The 15472-nt window shown below is 73.4% G+C and carries 11 protein-coding genes; 9 read left to right on the top strand and 2 right to left on the bottom strand.

Annotated elements, in window-relative coordinates; all coding sequences use genetic code 11:
• The first annotated feature begins 188 nt into the window (after positions 1 to 188).
• The 5 genes from ACZ3IG_RS02215 (at position 189) to holA (ending at position 6136) form a co-directional block, all read left to right on the top strand.
• The gene (locus ACZ3IG_RS02215; protein ID WP_467428148.1) at positions 189 to 905 is read left to right on the top strand and encodes a ComEA family DNA-binding protein; all 717 of its coding nucleotides are present in this window, start codon (positions 189 to 191) and stop codon (positions 903 to 905) included.
• Complete coding sequence (locus ACZ3IG_RS02220) at positions 902 to 3655, top strand: ComEC/Rec2 family competence protein (protein WP_467428149.1); 2754 nt, start codon at positions 902 to 904, stop codon at positions 3653 to 3655. The genes ACZ3IG_RS02215 and ACZ3IG_RS02220 overlap by 4 nt, the downstream gene beginning before the upstream one ends.
• Positions 3656 to 3866: 211 nt before the next feature.
• Positions 3867 to 4748 (top strand): YceI family protein, encoded by an 882-nt coding sequence (locus tag ACZ3IG_RS02225; protein WP_467428152.1) that lies wholly within the window; start codon positions 3867 to 3869, stop codon positions 4746 to 4748.
• Positions 4749 to 4804: 56 nt separating this feature from the next.
• Entirely contained in the window at positions 4805 to 5050 is a 246-nt protein-coding gene (locus ACZ3IG_RS02230; RefSeq protein ID WP_467428153.1) for a hypothetical protein, read from the top strand.
• A gap of 99 nt (positions 5051 to 5149) precedes the next feature.
• Positions 5150 to 6136 carry a DNA polymerase III subunit delta gene (holA, locus tag ACZ3IG_RS02235; protein ID WP_467428155.1) on the top strand — a complete coding sequence of 329 codons (987 nt, stop codon included), beginning with the start codon at positions 5150 to 5152 and terminating at the stop codon, positions 6134 to 6136.
• 490 nt (positions 6137 to 6626) lie between these two features.
• Here the strand turns inward: holA and rpsT are convergent, their stop codons facing one another.
• A complete protein-coding gene (gene rpsT / locus ACZ3IG_RS02240; protein ID WP_467428156.1) occupies positions 6627 to 6893 on the bottom strand; it encodes a 30S ribosomal protein S20 in 267 nt (88 codons plus the stop codon).
• 266 nt (positions 6894 to 7159) lie between these two features.
• On the opposite strand from rpsT, the gene lepA reads away from it, so the two are divergent.
• A complete protein-coding gene (lepA, locus tag ACZ3IG_RS02245) occupies positions 7160 to 9028 on the top strand; it encodes a translation elongation factor 4 (protein ID WP_467428159.1) in 1869 nt (622 codons plus the stop codon).
• 239 nt (positions 9029 to 9267) lie between these two features.
• Entirely contained in the window at positions 9268 to 11145 is a 1878-nt protein-coding gene (locus tag ACZ3IG_RS02250) for an AMP-dependent synthetase/ligase (protein WP_467428161.1), read from the top strand.
• Between the two features lie 52 nt (positions 11146 to 11197).
• Here ACZ3IG_RS02250 and ACZ3IG_RS02255 read toward each other — a convergent pair whose 3' ends face one another.
• The gene (locus ACZ3IG_RS02255; protein WP_467428162.1) at positions 11198 to 11788 is read right to left on the bottom strand and encodes a response regulator; all 591 of its coding nucleotides are present in this window, start codon (positions 11786 to 11788) and stop codon (positions 11198 to 11200) included.
• A gap of 201 nt (positions 11789 to 11989) precedes the next feature.
• On the opposite strand from ACZ3IG_RS02255, the gene ACZ3IG_RS02260 reads away from it, so the two are divergent.
• Positions 11990 to 14167 carry a SpoIIE family protein phosphatase gene (locus tag ACZ3IG_RS02260; protein WP_467428165.1) on the top strand — a complete coding sequence of 726 codons (2178 nt, stop codon included), beginning with the start codon at positions 11990 to 11992 and terminating at the stop codon, positions 14165 to 14167.
• 40 nt (positions 14168 to 14207) lie between these two features.
• Positions 14208 to 15440, top strand: a complete 1233-nt coding sequence (gene hemW, locus ACZ3IG_RS02265; RefSeq protein WP_467428168.1) for a radical SAM family heme chaperone HemW — start codon at positions 14208 to 14210, stop codon at positions 15438 to 15440.
• The last annotated feature ends 32 nt before the right edge of the window (positions 15441 to 15472 follow it).

Below are 15472 nucleotides of genomic sequence, written 5' to 3' on the forward strand. Positions count from 1 at the left end.
GCGCCGACGCCCCGCGGGCGGAGATCTGGGCGGACACCGGGGAGGCCGGGGAGGCTAGGGGCGTCGCGGATCCGGCGGCTGTTCCGGATGCCGGGGCCGCCGTAGGTACGGGAGCCGTCCCGGACGTCGGGGCCGCCCGTGACGCCGGGTCCCGTTGGGGGCGTGCCCGGCTGGCGCTGCGGGAGCGGATGCCGCTGTGGCTCCAGACCAGGTGCGGGCTGGAACGGCGCGGTGTGCTGGCGCTGACCGTGGTGCTCGTCGCCGCCGCGGGTCTCGCGGTGCAGCACTTCTGGACCGGCCGGACCCAGTCCGTGACCGCACCCGACCTGGTGCGGGCGGCGGCAGCGCCGTACGGCGGGCGGAGCGCGCCCGCGCAAGAGGCCGGGGCCACGGGCACGCCGGGTGGGACGGACCCGGTGACGGCCGGCACGCCGGGGGCGACTCCGGGCGCCGAGATCGTGGTGGACGTCAGCGGCAAGGTACGCGACCCCGGCGTCCACCGGCTGCCGCCGGGTTCACGGGTGGCGGACGCCCTGCGCGCGGCCGGTGGTGTACGCCCCGGCACCGACACCGGCGCGCTCAACCGCGCGAGGTTCCTGGTGGACGGCGAACAGGTCATCGTCGGCCCTCCCCCCGAGGACGCGGGTACGGGGGCCGGCTCCGTCGGCGGGCCCGGTGGCGGTACCGCCGGGGGACCCGGAGCGGGGCCCGCCGCCCCCGTCTCCCTCAACACGGCCACCGTCGACCAACTCGACACCCTGCCGGGCGTCGGCCCCGTGCTCGCCGGGCACATCGTCCAGTACCGCACCCAGCACGGCGGCTTCCGCTCCGTCGACGAACTGCGCGAGGTCAACGGCATCGGTGAGCGCCGCTTCGCCGACCTGCGCGACCTCGTACGGCCATGACGCGCCGCACCGAGCCGCCTCACGCGCCGGACGACCGGCACGGCGCACACCCGTCGGCCGAGCCGGTGCAGGCGCCCGCCGCGACGACCCGGACGCCCGCCGCGACGCCCCGGACGCCCGCCGCGACGACCCGGGCGCCCGCCGCGACGACCCGGGCCCCCGCCGCGGCGACCCGGACGGCCGTCCATGCCGCCTCCGGGAAGCGGCTCGGCGCCGCCCGTCCCCGGCAGGAGGGCCCGGTGGACCTGCGCCTGGTGCCGCCCGCCCTCGGAGCCTGGGCCGCGGCGGCCCTGTTCCTGGACAGGTCCGCCGGGTGGACCGTCTGCGCGGTGGTCGGCTGCGCGGTCACCGCCGGGCTCCTGCTGGCGTGCCGGGCAACCCGGCGCAGATCCCACGGCGAACGCTGGGGCCGGCACCGGCCCGCCGTCGCCGCCCTGCTGCTCTGTGTCGCCGCGTCCGCCGCCTCGGCCGGACTGCACGGAGCCGACCTGCGCCGGGGCCCGGTACCGGAACTGGCCCGGCGGTACGCCACCGTGACCGCCGAGGTGGAGCTGACCTCCGGCCCGCGTCTCACCCGCCCCCGCGTCCAGGGCAACCACGAGGCGCCGCCCGCCGTGCTGGTCGACGCCGACGTACGCCGAGTGGAGCAGGCGGACGGGACGGTGGCGACGACCCGGACACCGGTACGGATGATCGTCGACCTGGACGTGGGGACGCCGGAGCGGAATCCGGGGGCCCCGGTCCCGGGGGCACCGGAGCGCGACCCCGACGGCGCGGACCCGGGCACGGCCCCCGACCGGGCCCGCGCCTCGCCCTGGCTCGGGCTGCTGCCGACCACGCGGGTGCAAGTCACCGCCCGCTCGGCGCCCCCTGCGGTGGGCGGGGACCGTATCGCCGCCCTGTGGCGGGTACGGGGCGGGGCGACGCCGGACGTCGTGGCCGGACCGTCGGGGGCGCAGCGGGTCGCGGGACGGTTGCGTGCCGGGCTGCGGGCGGCCACCGACGACCTCCCGGCGGACGCCCGGGCGCTGCTGCCCGGGCTGGTCGTCGGCGACACCGCGCGGATCACCCCGGACCTGGAGGAGGCGTTCAAGGAGACCGACCTCGCGCACACGCTCGCCGTGAGCGGGGCCAACTTCACCATCCTGCTCGCCCTGCTGCTGGGCCCGCCCGGTCTGGCCCAGCTCAGCGAGCGCCGGGGACTGGCCCCCCGCCTCGGCGTCCCGCTGCGGGCGACGGCCCTGCTCGGGGCGGCGCTGGCCCTCGGGTTCGCCGTCGTGTGCGGCCCCGACCCGAGCGTGCTGCGGGCCGCGGCCTGCGGAGGCGTCGCGCTGCTCGCCCTGGCCACCGGCCGCCGCAGATCCCTCGTCCCGGCGCTGGCGACGGCGGTACTGTTGCTGGTGCTGTACGACCCGTGGCTCGCCCGGAGTTACGGCTTCCTGCTCTCGGTGCTCGCCACCGGTGGCCTGCTCACGCTGGCGCCGCGCTGGAGCACCGCCCTGCGCGGCCGGGGGGTGCCGCCCCGCCTGGCCGAGGCGCTGGCCGCCGCTGCCGCGGCCCAGGCGGTCTGCGCGCCCGTCGTCACCGTGCTGTCGGCGCGGGTGAGTCTGGTGGGCGTGCCGTGCAATCTGCTGGCCGAGTTCGCCGTCGCGCCGGCCACGGTCCTCGGCTTCGGCGCGCTGGCCACCGCCCCGGTGGCGATGCCCGTGGCCGAGGTGATGGCGTGGTGCGCGAGCTGGCCGGCCGGTTGGCTCGCGCGGGTGGCCCGGACCGGGGCGGCGCTGCCCGGCGCGGGAGTGGACTGGCCCGGGAGCTGGACCGGGGCGGCGTCGCTCGCGCTGGTGACCGTCGGTGTACTGCTCGCGGGGCGGCGGTTGACACGGCATCCCTGGTGGTGCGGTGTCTGTGTGCTGGCGCTGGTGGTCGCGGTGCTGCGGCCGGCGCCGCTGACCCGGGTGATCACGGGCTGGCCGCCCCCGGACTGGCGGCTGGTGATGTGCGACGTCGGGCAGGGCGACGCGATGGTGCTCGCGGCGGGCCAGGGCACGGGCGTGGTGGTGGACGCCGGACCCGATCCGGTCCTCGTCGACCGCTGTCTGCGGTCGCTCGGCATCACCCGGGTCCCGCTCGTCGTGCTGACCCACTTCCACGCCGACCATGTGGCCGGGCTGCCGGGTGTGCTCCGGGGGCGTTCGGTGGGCGCCATCGAGACGACCGGCTTCGAGGAACCGGCGGACCAGGTGGACTTCGTCCGCGCACGGGCGGCGGCACGGAAGATCCCGTTGCGGCACGCGGTCGCCGGGGAGCGCCGGCGGACGGGAGCGCTGTCCTGGCAGGTGGTGTGGCCTCCGCCGCCCGCGTCGAGTCAGCGGCTCGGCGTGGAGGGTCCGAACGACGCCAGCGTCACCCTGCTGGTCAGGACGGCCGGCCTCAGGCTGCTCCTGCTCGGGGACCTGGAACCGCCCGCCCAGCGGGCACTGGCCGGATCGCCGGTGGCCTCCGCGCTGGAAGGGGTGGACGTGCTCAAGGTGGCCCACCACGGCTCGGCCCACCAGGACCCGGGGCTGCTGCGCCGGGCGGCCCCGCGGGTGGCGTTGATCTCCTGCGGTGCGCGCAACATGTACGGCCACCCCGCCCCCGGCACGCTCGTGGCGCTACGGGCCCAGGGCGCCGCCGTCCTGCGGACCGACCGGGACGGCGCGCTGGCGGTCGCGGGCACGGAGGAGGGGCTGCGGGTGACAGGAAGGTGAGAGCTGTGCGGGCAACAGGCGTCGACTGTGCGGCAGTTGTGCAAACCGATACCGGAACCATCAATTCGGGCCACAGCGGGGCCACTCATACGCAGTGCTGTCACATGGGCCGCTTTGCTGTGATGTGCTTCCGTGTTGCCTGGAAAGCCTCAACGGTGATCGAATGCACCTTCGGCAGAGAAGATTCAGCGTCGTACAGAGGGTGTCGTAGATGATCGGCCGCTTGTTGGGAAGCCGCGCGAAGCGGGCACGACGGACGGGACCCCTGGCGGCGGTGCGGGTTCCGCCGAACGCGGGAGTGCTGAGCTGCAGGGTGCTGGACCCGGTCAACGAGCCCGTGGCGCACGCGAAGTTGACGGTGAGCGACAGCATGGGGCGCAAGATCGTCCGCGGCGGGACGGACCCCTACGGGTCGTTCGTCACGGCGGTGCCGGCGGGGGAGTACCGGCTCGCGGTGTCCGCCGAGGGATTCACCCCGTACCGGGCGTCCGCGACCGTGGTCGAGGACTCGCTCTCCTCGCTCGGTGATGTGACCTTGCAGGTCGCGGCGGTGCCGGAGCTGCCGAAGACGGGGGACTGGGAGATCGAGCCGGCGCACTCCTCGATCGGTTTCACCGCGCGGCACATCGGACTGGCCCGGATCCACGGGCGGTTCAACTCCTTCGCCGGGGCGGTGCGGATCGCCGACGAGATGGAGCGGTCGGCGATGCACGTGGTGATCGACGCGGCGTCCATCGACACCAATGTGCGGATGCGCGACGACCATCTGCGGTCGGCGGACTTCCTGGACGTGGCGAGGTATCCGACGCTGGAGTTCTACAGCGACCGGTTCGCGCACCGGGGCGGCAACCGGTGGGCGGTCACCGGCGGACTGTCGCTGCACGGCGTGACACGGACGGTGACGCTGGACGCCGAGTACCTCGGGCTCGGCAACGGCATGGAGGGCGAGGTGCGGGCGGCCTGCCGGGCCACCACGGAACTGCACCGGGACGACTTCACGGTCAGCTGGCAGACGATGCTGGCGCGCGGCATCGCCGTGGTCGGGCCCAGCATCACCATCGACCTCGACATACAGATCGTCCCCAAGGGCTGACCGGGCTGACCGGGCTGACCGGGCCGGCTGGTCGCCGGTGACGGACAATGTCCGGCGTGAGTGATGTGAGACATGTGCTGGTCCTGCCCGACCGCGATGCCGCGGAGGAGGTGGCCGAGGCACTGGGGGAGCGGTTCGGCGTCACCGAGGAGCCGCGGCTCCTCCGGGACGCGCTGGCCGGTGAGGACGACGCCGAGGACGCCCAGTGGCTCGTCGTCCTGCGGGACGAGGAGCGGCAGCTGGACGCCGGGGAACTGGACGAGTTCGCCGCGGAGTGGGACGGCTGGCGCGAGGAGCCCTAGCCTCGCCGCCCCTGCCCCCGCCCCCGCCCCTGCCCCCGCCCTCGACCGCCGCCTCCGACTCGGCGGCCGCTGTCAGTGCCGCGTGCGATGCTTGTCGCGATGGCCAGGAAGACTGCGAATGACGACCCTCTCGCCCCGGTGACCCTTGCCGTGGGCCAGGAGGACCTCCTGCTCGACCGTGCCGTGCGGGAGGTGGTGGCCGCCGCGAAGGCCGCCGACGCCGACACGGACGTACGCGACCTCACCCCGGACCAGTTGCAGCCCGGCACGCTCGCCGAGCTGACCAGTCCGTCGCTCTTCGCCGAGCGCAAAGTCGTGGTCGTACGCAACGCGCAGGACCTGTCCACGGACACGGTCAAGGACGTCAAGACCTACCTCGGCGCACCCGCCGAGGAGATCACCCTGGTCCTGCTGCACGCGGGCGGCGCCAAGGGCAAGGGGCTGCTGGACGCGGCGCGCAAGGCGGGGGCGCGGGAGGTGGCGTGCCCGAAGATGACCAAGCCGGCGGACCGGCTGGCCTTCGTGCGCGGCGAGTTCCGTGCCGCCGGTCGGTCGGCCACGCCCGAGGCGTGTCAGGCGCTGGTGGACGCCATCGGCAGTGACCTGCGGGAGCTGGCGTCGGCGGTGTCCCAGTTGGTCGCGGACGTCGAGGGGACCATCGACGAGGCGGTCGTCGGGCGGTACTACACCGGGCGGGCCGAGGCGTCCAGCTTCACGGTCGCCGACCGGGCGGTCGAGGGCCGGGCCGCGGAGGCGCTGGAGGCGCTGCGGTGGTCGCTGGCGACGGGGGTGGCGCCGGTGCTGATCACGAGCGCGCTGGCGCAGGGAGTGCGGGCGATCGGCAAGCTGTCCTCCGCGCGTGGGGGGCGTCCCGCCGATCTCGCCCGGGAATTGGGCATGCCGCCGTGGAAGATCGACCGGGTGCGGCAGCAGATGCGCGGCTGGACACCGGACGGTGTGGCCGTGGCGTTGCGGGCGGTGGCCGAGGCGGACGCGGGGGTCAAGGGCGGGGGAGACGATCCCGGGTACGCGCTGGAGAAGGCGGTCGTCACGGTCGCGCGGGCGGCGCGGTCGCGGGGACGGTAGGCGTGGTCGCGCGGGCGGTGCGGTGACGGGGACGACAGGCGCGATCCCGCAGGCGGCGCGGTCGTGGGGAGGGCGCGGTCACGAGGACGGTAGCCACGATGGCGCGGGCGGCGCGGTCGTGAGCACGGTAGCCACGATCGCGCGGATGGCGCGGTCGCGAGCACGGTAGCCACGATCGCGCGGATGGCGCGGTCACGGGACGGACGGCAGCCCGAGCCAGGGCGGCCCCGGGCATGAGCACCCCGACGGGCCCCGGGCATGAGCACCCCGTGGTGCCGGCCCCCTGGCCGTCGCCCCCCTCCGCCCCCGGACACACCAACGGACACACCAAAGCCCCGCCCAAGAAGGCGGGGCCTCGGGTCAAGCATCAGGTGAGCCCACACCCGCGTGGCGAACGCAGGCCGCGTGCGGGCTCGGGGTGCCGGTCGGGAGCGGATGAGAGAGGGCCCGCTCTGGGTCCTTCCGGCGGTCAGACGGACCAGATGAGGGTTCAGCCCTTGAGGGCGACGACCTTCTGCGCCAGCGCCGACTTCTTGTTGGCGGCCTGGTTCTTGTGGATGACGCCCTTGGAGACGGCCTTGTCGAGCTGACGCGCGGCGGCGCGCTGGTACTCGGTGGCCTTCTCGACGTCACCCGCGGCAGCGGCCTCGCGGGCCTTGCGGATCGCGGTCTTCAGGGAGGACTTGACGGCCTTGTTGCGCAGCCGCGCCTTCTCGTTGGTCTTGATCCGCTTGATCTGGGACTTGATGTTCGCCACGAATGAGCCTCTACAGGTTCAGGCACGGGGCCCACGGGTCCCGTACCGGTGATTTTCCAGAAGTCGTGCCTCACGCTGAGAGGGCAAGAGACACAGCCCCCCACACTACCAGCGGCCCGTCGAGGCACCCAAACCCGCCGTCGGCCGGTCCGTGACCGCCCCTCCCAGACCGCCCCCCGGTCCCCGCCCGTGGGACGATGGAAGCTACGTATCGATCCGACCCGAGACCGCAGACACTGCGGACGCCTCAAGAATCAGGACCCTGCGTGCCCGCGATCCCAAGCCATGTGCCCGAGCCGAGCCGTACCGACCCGGCTCTGATCCGCAACTTCTGCATCATCGCGCACATCGACCACGGCAAGTCCACGCTCGCCGACCGGATGCTCCAGCTGACCGGTGTGGTCGAGCAGCGGCAGATGCGCGCCCAGTACCTCGACCGCATGGACATCGAGCGCGAGCGCGGCATCACGATCAAGTCTCAGGCGGTGCGTCTGCCGTGGGCCCCCACCCACGCCAAGAACGACACGCACATCCTCAACATGATCGACACCCCGGGGCACGTCGACTTCACCTACGAGGTCTCGCGGTCGCTCGCCGCGTGCGAGGGGACCATCCTCCTGGTCGACGCCGCCCAGGGCATCGAGGCCCAGACCCTCGCCAACCTGTACCTGGCGATGGAGAACGACCTCACGATCATCCCCGTACTGAACAAGATCGACCTGCCGGCCGCGCAGCCCGAGAAGTTCGCCGAGGAGCTCGCCAACCTGGTCGGCTGCGACCCCGCCGACGTGCTGAAGGTCTCCGCCAAGACCGGCCTCGGCGTGGAGGCGCTGCTGGACCGGGTCGTCGCCGACGTCCCGGCCCCGGTCGGCGTCGCCGACGCCCCCGCCCGCGCGATGATCTTCGACTCGGTCTACGACTCCTACCGCGGTGTCGTGACCTACGTCCGGGTCATCGACGGCCAGCTCAACAAGCGCGAGCGCATCAAGATGATGTCGACCGGCGCCACCCACGAGCTGCTGGAGATCGGGACCAACTCGCCGGAGATGCTCCCCGCCGACGGCCTCGGCGTGGGCGAGGTGGGCTATCTCATCACCGGCGTGAAGGACGTCCGCCAGTCCAAGGTCGGCGACACCGTCACCAGCCAGCAGAAGGGCGCCACGGAGGCGCTCGGCGGCTACAAGGACCCGAAGCCGATGGTCTTCTCGGGGCTGTACCCGCTGGACGGTTCGGACTACCCCGAGCTGCGCGAGGCCCTCGACAAGCTCCAGCTCAACGACGCGGCCCTCGTCTACGAACCGGAGACCTCCGCCGCCCTCGGCTTCGGCTTCCGTGTCGGCTTCCTCGGCCTGCTGCACCTGGACGTGATCCGGGAGCGGCTGGAGCGCGAGTTCGGCCTCGACCTGATCGCCACCGCGCCCAACGTGGTCTACCGGGTGGTGATGGAGGACGGCAGCGAGCACACCGTCACCAACCCGAGCGAGTTCCCCGAGGGCAAGATCACCGAGGTGTACGAGCCGGTCGTGCGCGCCACGATCCTGGCGCCGACCGAGTTCATCGGCTCGATCATGGAGCTGTGCCAGACCCGGCGCGGCACCCTGCTCGGCATGGACTACCTCTCCGAGGACCGCGTCGAGATCCGCTACACCCTGCCCCTCGCGGAGATCGTCTTCGACTTCTTCGACCAGCTGAAGTCGAAGACCCGCGGCTACGCCTCGCTGGACTACGAGCCCACCGGCGAGCAGACCTCCAGCCTGGTCAAGGTCGACATCCTGCTGCACGGTGACAAGGTGGACGCCTTCTCGGCGATCACCCACAGGGACCAGGCGTACGCCTACGGTGTGCGGCTCGTCGCCAAGCTCAAGGAGCTGATCCCCCGGCAGGCCTTCGAGGTGCCGGTGCAGGCCGCCATCGGCTCCCGCGTCATCGCCCGCGAGACCATCCGCGCCATCCGCAAGGACGTCCTCGCCAAGTGCTACGGCGGTGACATCTCCCGTAAGCGGAAGCTGCTGGAGAAGCAGAAGGAAGGCAAGAAGCGGATGAAGATGGTGGGGTCCGTGGAGGTCCCCCAGGAGGCCTTCATCGCCGTCCTCTCCAGCGACGACAACGCGGGATCGGGCAAGGGCAAGAAGTAACCCCGGCACTCGGACACAAGGGGCCCGTCGCACGGAAGCGCGACGGGCCCCTGTCCGTCCCCGTGACCGCTGTCCGGAGGAAACAGTCGGGAAGTGACAGGGCGCGGGCCCTTACATACCGGCCGGTCGGGCCTTACTCTGATCCCCTGCTCGATAGTTACTCGCGAGTTAAACAAGAGAGTCAAGAGAGCCAGCCGCAACAGAGCCAGTACCGCACCGTCGCGGGCCCGGAGGATGTCGTGAGCGACACACAGACCCTGATCGATAACCGTCCGCCGTCCGTGGCGGGCCTCTTCCTGGAGCGCGTGGCGGCCACGCCGGACGCCGAGGCCTACCGTTATCCCGTACCGTCGGCCTCGGGCGAGGGGCCGGACGACTGGAGGTCGCTGACCTGGGCGCAGGCCGCCGAGCGGGTCCACGCCATCGCGGCCGGTCTGATCGAGCTGGGGATCGAGCCCGAGCAGCGGGTGGCGCTGGCGTCGTCGACCCGGATCGAGTGGATCCTCGCCGACCTCGGCATCATGTGCGCGGGCGCGGCGACGACCACCGTCTACCCGCAGACCAACGCCGACGAATCGGCGTACATCGTCTCCGACTCCGGCAGCCGGGTGCTGATCGCGGAGGACGCCGCCCAGCTCGCCAAGGCGAAGGAGAAGCGCGGCGAGCTGCCCGACCTGACCCATGTCGTGGTGATCGACCCGGCCGGCGCCGGCACCGGCGAGGACTGGGTCCTCACCCTCGACGAGCTGGAGCGCCGGGGCGCGGCCCGGCTGGAGAAGGACCCGGACCTGATCGAGAACCGGGTCGGCGCGCTCACCGAGGACCAGCTCGCCACCCTCATCTACACCTCCGGCACCACCGGCCGCCCCAAGGGCGTGCGGCTCCCGCACGACTGCTGGTCGTACATGGCGAAGGCGACCACCGCGACCGGGCTGATCAGCGCCGACGACGTGCAGTACCTGTGGCTGCCGCTCGCCCACGTCTTCGGCAAGGTGCTGACCTCCGGGCAGATCGAGGCCGGTCACGTCACCGCCGTCGACGGCCGCGTCGACAAGATCATCGAGAATCTGCCGGTGGTCCGGCCGACGTACATGGCGGCCGTCCCGCGCATCTTCGAGAAGGTCTACAACGGGGTCGCGGCGAAGGCGAAGGCCGGCGGCGCCGCCAAGTACAGGATCTTCCAGTGGGCCGCCGAGGTCGCCCGCGAGTACGCCAAGGTCACCCAGGACAACTTCCGCCGCACCGGCACCGCGAGCGCCCCCTTCGGCCTGTCCGCCAAGCACAAGGCCGCCGACGCCCTCGTCTACGCCAAGATCCGCGAGGCGTTCGGCGGCAACCTGCGCGCCTGCGTCTCCGGCAGCGCCGCCCTCGCCCCCGACATCGGCTACTTCTTCTCCGGCGCCGGCATCCACATCCTGGAGGGCTACGGCCTCACCGAGTCCTCCGCCGCCTCCTTCGTCAACCCCGGCGAGGCGTACCGCACCGGCACGGTCGGCAAGCCGCTGCCCGGCACCGAGGTGCGCATCGCCGACGACGGGGAGATCCTGCTGCGCGGCCCCGGCATCATGCAGGGCTACCACAAGCTGCCCGAGAAGACCGCCGAGGTCCTGGAGCCGGACGGCTGGTTCCACACCGGTGACATCGGCGAGCTGTCGCCCGACGGCTATCTGCGCATCACCGACCGCAAGAAGGACCTGATCAAGACGTCCGGGGGCAAGTACATCGCGCCCGCCGAGGTCGAGGGCCGGTTCAAGGCGGTGTGCCCGTACGTCTCCAACATCCTGGTGCACGGCGCCGACCGGAACTTCTGCACCGCCCTCATCGCCCTCGACGAGGCCGCGATCATGGCGTGGGCGCAGGAGAACGGGCTGGCCGGGAGGACGTACGCCGAGGTCGTCGCGGCCCCGGCGACGGTCGGGATGGTCCAGGGATACGTGGATCAGCTCAATGCCGGGCTCCAGCGCTGGCAGACGGTCAAGAAGTTCCGGCTGCTGCCCCGCGACCTCGACATCGAGCACGGCGAGGTCACCCCGAGCCTGAAGGTGAAGCGGCCGGTGGTGGAGCGGACGTACAAGCACCTGATCGACGAGATGTACGAAGGGGCGCGCGAGGCGTAGTCCCGGCGCGCGGGGCACGGCCGGCACCGAGGCGCCTGCCCCGCGCCGTCCGTCACGGCATAGGCCTCCCGCGTTCCCCGCCGCGCACGATCAAGCGCCGCAGCTCCCGCAGCCGCCGGCGCAGTTCCGGTACGTCCGGTGGCGCGTCCGCGTCCAGGTGGGCCTCCAGCGCGGCCAGCCCGGCCTCGATCGCCTCCTGCCCGGCTCGCTCGCCCGCCCGCAGCCGTTCCAGCTCGCGGTCCTTGCGGTGCAGGTCGAGGAAGACGCTGACCTTCGCGCGCAGCACCCAGGGGTCGAAGGGCTTGGTGACATAGTCGGCGGCCCCGGTGGCGTAGCCCCGGAACGCGTAGCCGGAGGCGTCCTCCGTGCCGGTCAGGAAGATGATCGGGACGTCCTTGGCCCGGTCGAGCCGCTTGATGGTGGCGGCCGTCTCGAAACCGTCCATGCCGGGCATCCGCACGTCGAGCAGGATCAGGGCGAACCGTCGGTTCAGCAGCGCCTGGATCGCCTCCTCGCCGCAACGGGCCCGGACCAGGGGCTCGTCGAGGGGCCCCAGGACGGCCTCCAGCGCGATCAGGTTGTCCTCCAGGTCGTCGACCAGGAGGATCGCGGCGCGTTCGGCTGTCGTCGGCTCGGCGGTCATGGTGACGGGGGCCTCACTGGGTTCCGTGACGCGGAACCGGTCGTCAGCCGGTCCCCGGGGCCCTTCGGGGCGCACAGATGTAGCACGGTTCTCACTCATCGCGGCCCACTTCGGTAACTCGACGCTTATGGGCGGGACCAGTCTGTCACTCTGTCGCCATCGACTGCGGCGTATTCGTACGAACTGCACGGGGAGCTGTCCATGGGGGTCATTCCGACGCAACGGGAGACCGTCTCCCTTGCCACCGGGGCGTCAGCCCACCCGCCGGAGACATCCGCGCGGGTCCGTGCCGAACTGCCCGGCACCTCCCTCGCGCCGGGCGCGGCCCGCGCGCTGGTCCGGGTGGCGCTCGCCGACTGGACGGAGCAGGCCCTGCCCGGCACCGAGTACCTGACCGACCGGCACGCCGACGACGCGCTGCTGGTCGTCAGCGAACTGGTCACCAACGCCGTCGTCCACGCCGGTACCGACGTCGGGGTGGCCTTCCGGCTGGAGCCGACGGGCACGCTCGTCGTCGAGGTGTCCGACCGCCACCCCGCGCGCGCTCCCCGCAGCACCGACGCCGAGTCCTCGGCCGAGACGCCCGAGTACGGTCGCGGTCTGCGGCTCGTCGCCACGGTCTCCGACGCCTGGGGGATCACGTACCGCACGGGCGTCAAGACCGTCTGGGCCGGCCTCCCGCCGGTCTGTGACGCGGTCGCCCTCGCCGTCGCCGAGGGCATCGAGGCGTACGCCGGGGAACGGGGCCCGCGGGTCCGCACCGCGGCCGGGGACCGGGCGCCGAGGGGCCCGTGGGACTCGGTGGAACAGTGGGCCCGGCAGGGCACGGGAGGTACGATCACGCCGACGGCGCCTCGCGCCGCAGGGAAGGCCGACGGGACCGGAGCGGGCCCAGAGGCCGGCGGGACCCGGGCGGGCGCAGGGACCGATGGGACCCGGGCGGGCGCAGGGACCGATGGGGCAGCAGTGGCCCCAGAGGCCCACCGGACCGAAGAGAGCCTGGAGAGCCGGGCGACCCCCGGCACCGTGACCCCGGGCAGTGCCGGTCAGCGGGACGCCGGCGACCGGCAGTGGCTGGGCCGCGGCGCGCTGTCCTTCCTCGCCGAGGCGTCCGACCTGCTGGCCGGGCAGCTCGACGAGGACCGGATCGCCTCCCTCGTCGCACAGCTCCTGGTGCCCCGGCTCGCCGACTGGTGCGCGGTCTGGCTGGAGGACGAGTCCCTGGGCCGCGCCGACTGGGGCGACGGCGGTACATCGGTGGGCGCCCGCCTGGCCCGGGTCTGGCACGGCAGCGAGCACCGCATCGAGGAGCTGCGCCGGGCCCTGGAGAAGGACCCGCCGCGCCCGCCCGCCCCGTGGCGTTCCGGGCCGGTCGCCCACCCCTGGCCGGGCGACGCGCTCGGCCCGCGCGGCGCGTGGGGCGCGGCGCTCGCGTACCGGCTGGTCGCGGGCGGCCGGCCGCTGGGCACGCTGGTCATCGGCCGGGCCGCCACCGTGCGCTTCCCCGACGAGATCACCGGCCTGGTCGAGGACCTCGGCCGGCGGGTGGCGCTCGCCATCGGCACCGCCCGCCAGTACGCCCGCCAGGCCACCATCAGCGCCGTCCTCCAGCGCGGCCTGCTGCCCGGCGCCGTCGCCGAGATCCCCGGGATGCGCAGCGCCCTCGTCTACGAACCCCGCGACCAGGGCGGACCCAGCGGCGACTTCTACGACCTCTTCCCGGCCGGCGACGGCCGCTGGTGCTTCGCCGTCGGCGACGTCCAGGGCAAGGGCCCGGAGGCCGCCGTGGTCATCGGGCTGGCCCGGCCCTGGCTGCGGCTGCTGGCCCGCGAGGGCTACGGCGTCGCCGACGTCCTGGACCGCCTCAACCAGCTCCTGCTCGACGACGCCACCGAGGCCGCCGACGCCGCCGCCCGGGCCCTGGTCGCCGTCGAGGGCCGGCCGGTTGCCCCGGGCGACGGTCCGCAGACACGTTTCCTTTCCCTGCTCTACGGCGAACTGGTCCCGTTCGACGGCGGGGTGCACTGCACCCTCGCCTCCGCCGGACATCCGCTGCCGCTGCTGCTCACGCCCGACGGCGACGTCCGCACGGTCGCGCGGCCCCAGACGCTGCTGGGAGTCGTGGAGGACGAGACGTACGCCAGTGAGAGCTTCGACCTGTGGCCCGGCGACAGTCTGCTGTGCGTCACCGACGGCGTCACCGAGCGGCGCAACGGCTCCCGCCAGTTCGACGACGACGAGGGGCTCGCCGTCGCCCTCGCCGGGTGCGCGGGCCTGGACGCGCAGCTGATCGCCGCACGCGTCAGAGCGCTGGTGCACGCCTTCGGCGACGGCCCGCCGGAGGACGACCTGGCCCTGCTGGTGCTCCAGGCCGAGTAGCGGCCGGTACGGGGGACGCGGATGCGGGACAATGGAGCCCATGCCCTCCGCACTTCCCGACGGCGAGCCCGTCCCCGCCGACGGCGCCCTGCCCGCGTCCGCGCTCGCCGGGGCCGCGAGCCGCCCCCTCGGCTTCTACCTGCACGTCCCGTACTGCGCGACCCGCTGCGGCTACTGCGACTTCAACACCTACACCGCCACCGAGCTGCGCTCCACCGGCGGCGTCCTGGCCTCCCGCGACAACTACGCCGACACCCTCACCGACGAGGTCCGCCTCGCCCGCAAGGTGCTCGGCGACGACCCCCGCGAGGTCCGCACGGTCTTCGTCGGCGGCGGCACGCCCACCCTGCTGGCCGCCGACGACCTCGTACGGATGCTCGGCGCGATCCGCGACGAGTTCGGCCTCGCGCCCGACGCGGAGATCACCACCGAGGCCAACCCGGAGTCCGTCGGCCCGGCGTACCTGGAGACCCTCCGCGAGGGCGGCTTCAACCGGATCTCCTTCGGCATGCAGAGCGCCAGGCAGCACGTCCTGAAGATCCTCGACCGCACCCACACCCCCGGCCGCCCCGAGGCCTGCGTCGCCGAGGCCCGCGCGGCCGGCTTCGACCACGTCAACCTCGACCTGATCTACGGCACCCCCGGCGAGACGGACGACGACTGGCGGGCCTCCCTGGACGCGGCCCTCGGCGCCGGACCCGACCACGTCAGCGCGTACGCGCTCATCGTCGAGGAGGGCACCCAGCTCGCCCGCCGCATCCGCCGCGGCGAGGTCCCGATGACCGACGACGACGTGCACGCCGACCGGTACCTGATCGCCGAGGAGACCCTCGCCGCGGCGGGCTTCGACTGGTACGAGGTGTCCAACTGGGCCACCTCCGACGCCGGCCGCTGCCTGCACAACGAGCTGTACTGGCGGGGCGCCGACTGGTGGGGCGCGGGACCGGGCGCCCACTCCCACGTGGGCGGCGTGCGCTGGTGGAACGTCAAGCACCCCGGCGCGTACGCGGCGGCGCTGGCGCAGGGCCGCTCCCCGGGCGCCGGGCGCGAGATCCTCACCGACGAGGACCGCCGCGTCGAGCGCATCCTCCTGGAACTCCGCCTGCGCGAGGGCGTCCCGCTCTCCCTCCTCCGCGAAGCGGGCCTCGCCGCCTCCCGCCGGGCGCTGTCGGACGGACTGCTCCAGGAGGGGCCGTACGGGGAGGGACGCGCGGTGCTGACGCTGCGCGGGCGGCTGCTGGCGGACGGGGTGGTCAGGGATCTGGTGGACTGATCACTCGGGGGAGTGAATAGCCTCGGAATGCC

This window comes from Streptomyces sp. NPDC016677, assembly GCF_055562815.1.

What these genes read in the sequence shown, in the direction of transcription:
- ACZ3IG_RS02225 (WP_467428152.1), top strand. Translation starts at nt 3,867, where the DNA reads ATGATCGGCCGCTTGTTGGGAAGCCGCGCGAAGCGGGCACGACGGACG.
- holA (WP_467428155.1), top strand. Translation starts at nt 5,150, where the DNA reads ATGGCCAGGAAGACTGCGAATGACGACCCTCTCGCCCCGGTGACCCTT.
- ACZ3IG_RS02215 (WP_467428148.1), top strand. Translation starts at nt 189, where the DNA reads ATGCCGCTGTGGCTCCAGACCAGGTGCGGGCTGGAACGGCGCGGTGTG.
- ACZ3IG_RS02220 (WP_467428149.1), top strand. Translation starts at nt 902, where the DNA reads ATGACGCGCCGCACCGAGCCGCCTCACGCGCCGGACGACCGGCACGGC.
- ACZ3IG_RS02255 (WP_467428162.1), bottom strand. Translation starts at nt 11,788, where the DNA reads ATGACCGCCGAGCCGACGACAGCCGAACGCGCCGCGATCCTCCTGGTC.
- ACZ3IG_RS02260 (WP_467428165.1), top strand. Translation starts at nt 11,990, where the DNA reads ATGGGGGTCATTCCGACGCAACGGGAGACCGTCTCCCTTGCCACCGGG.
- hemW (WP_467428168.1), top strand. Translation starts at nt 14,208, where the DNA reads ATGCCCTCCGCACTTCCCGACGGCGAGCCCGTCCCCGCCGACGGCGCC.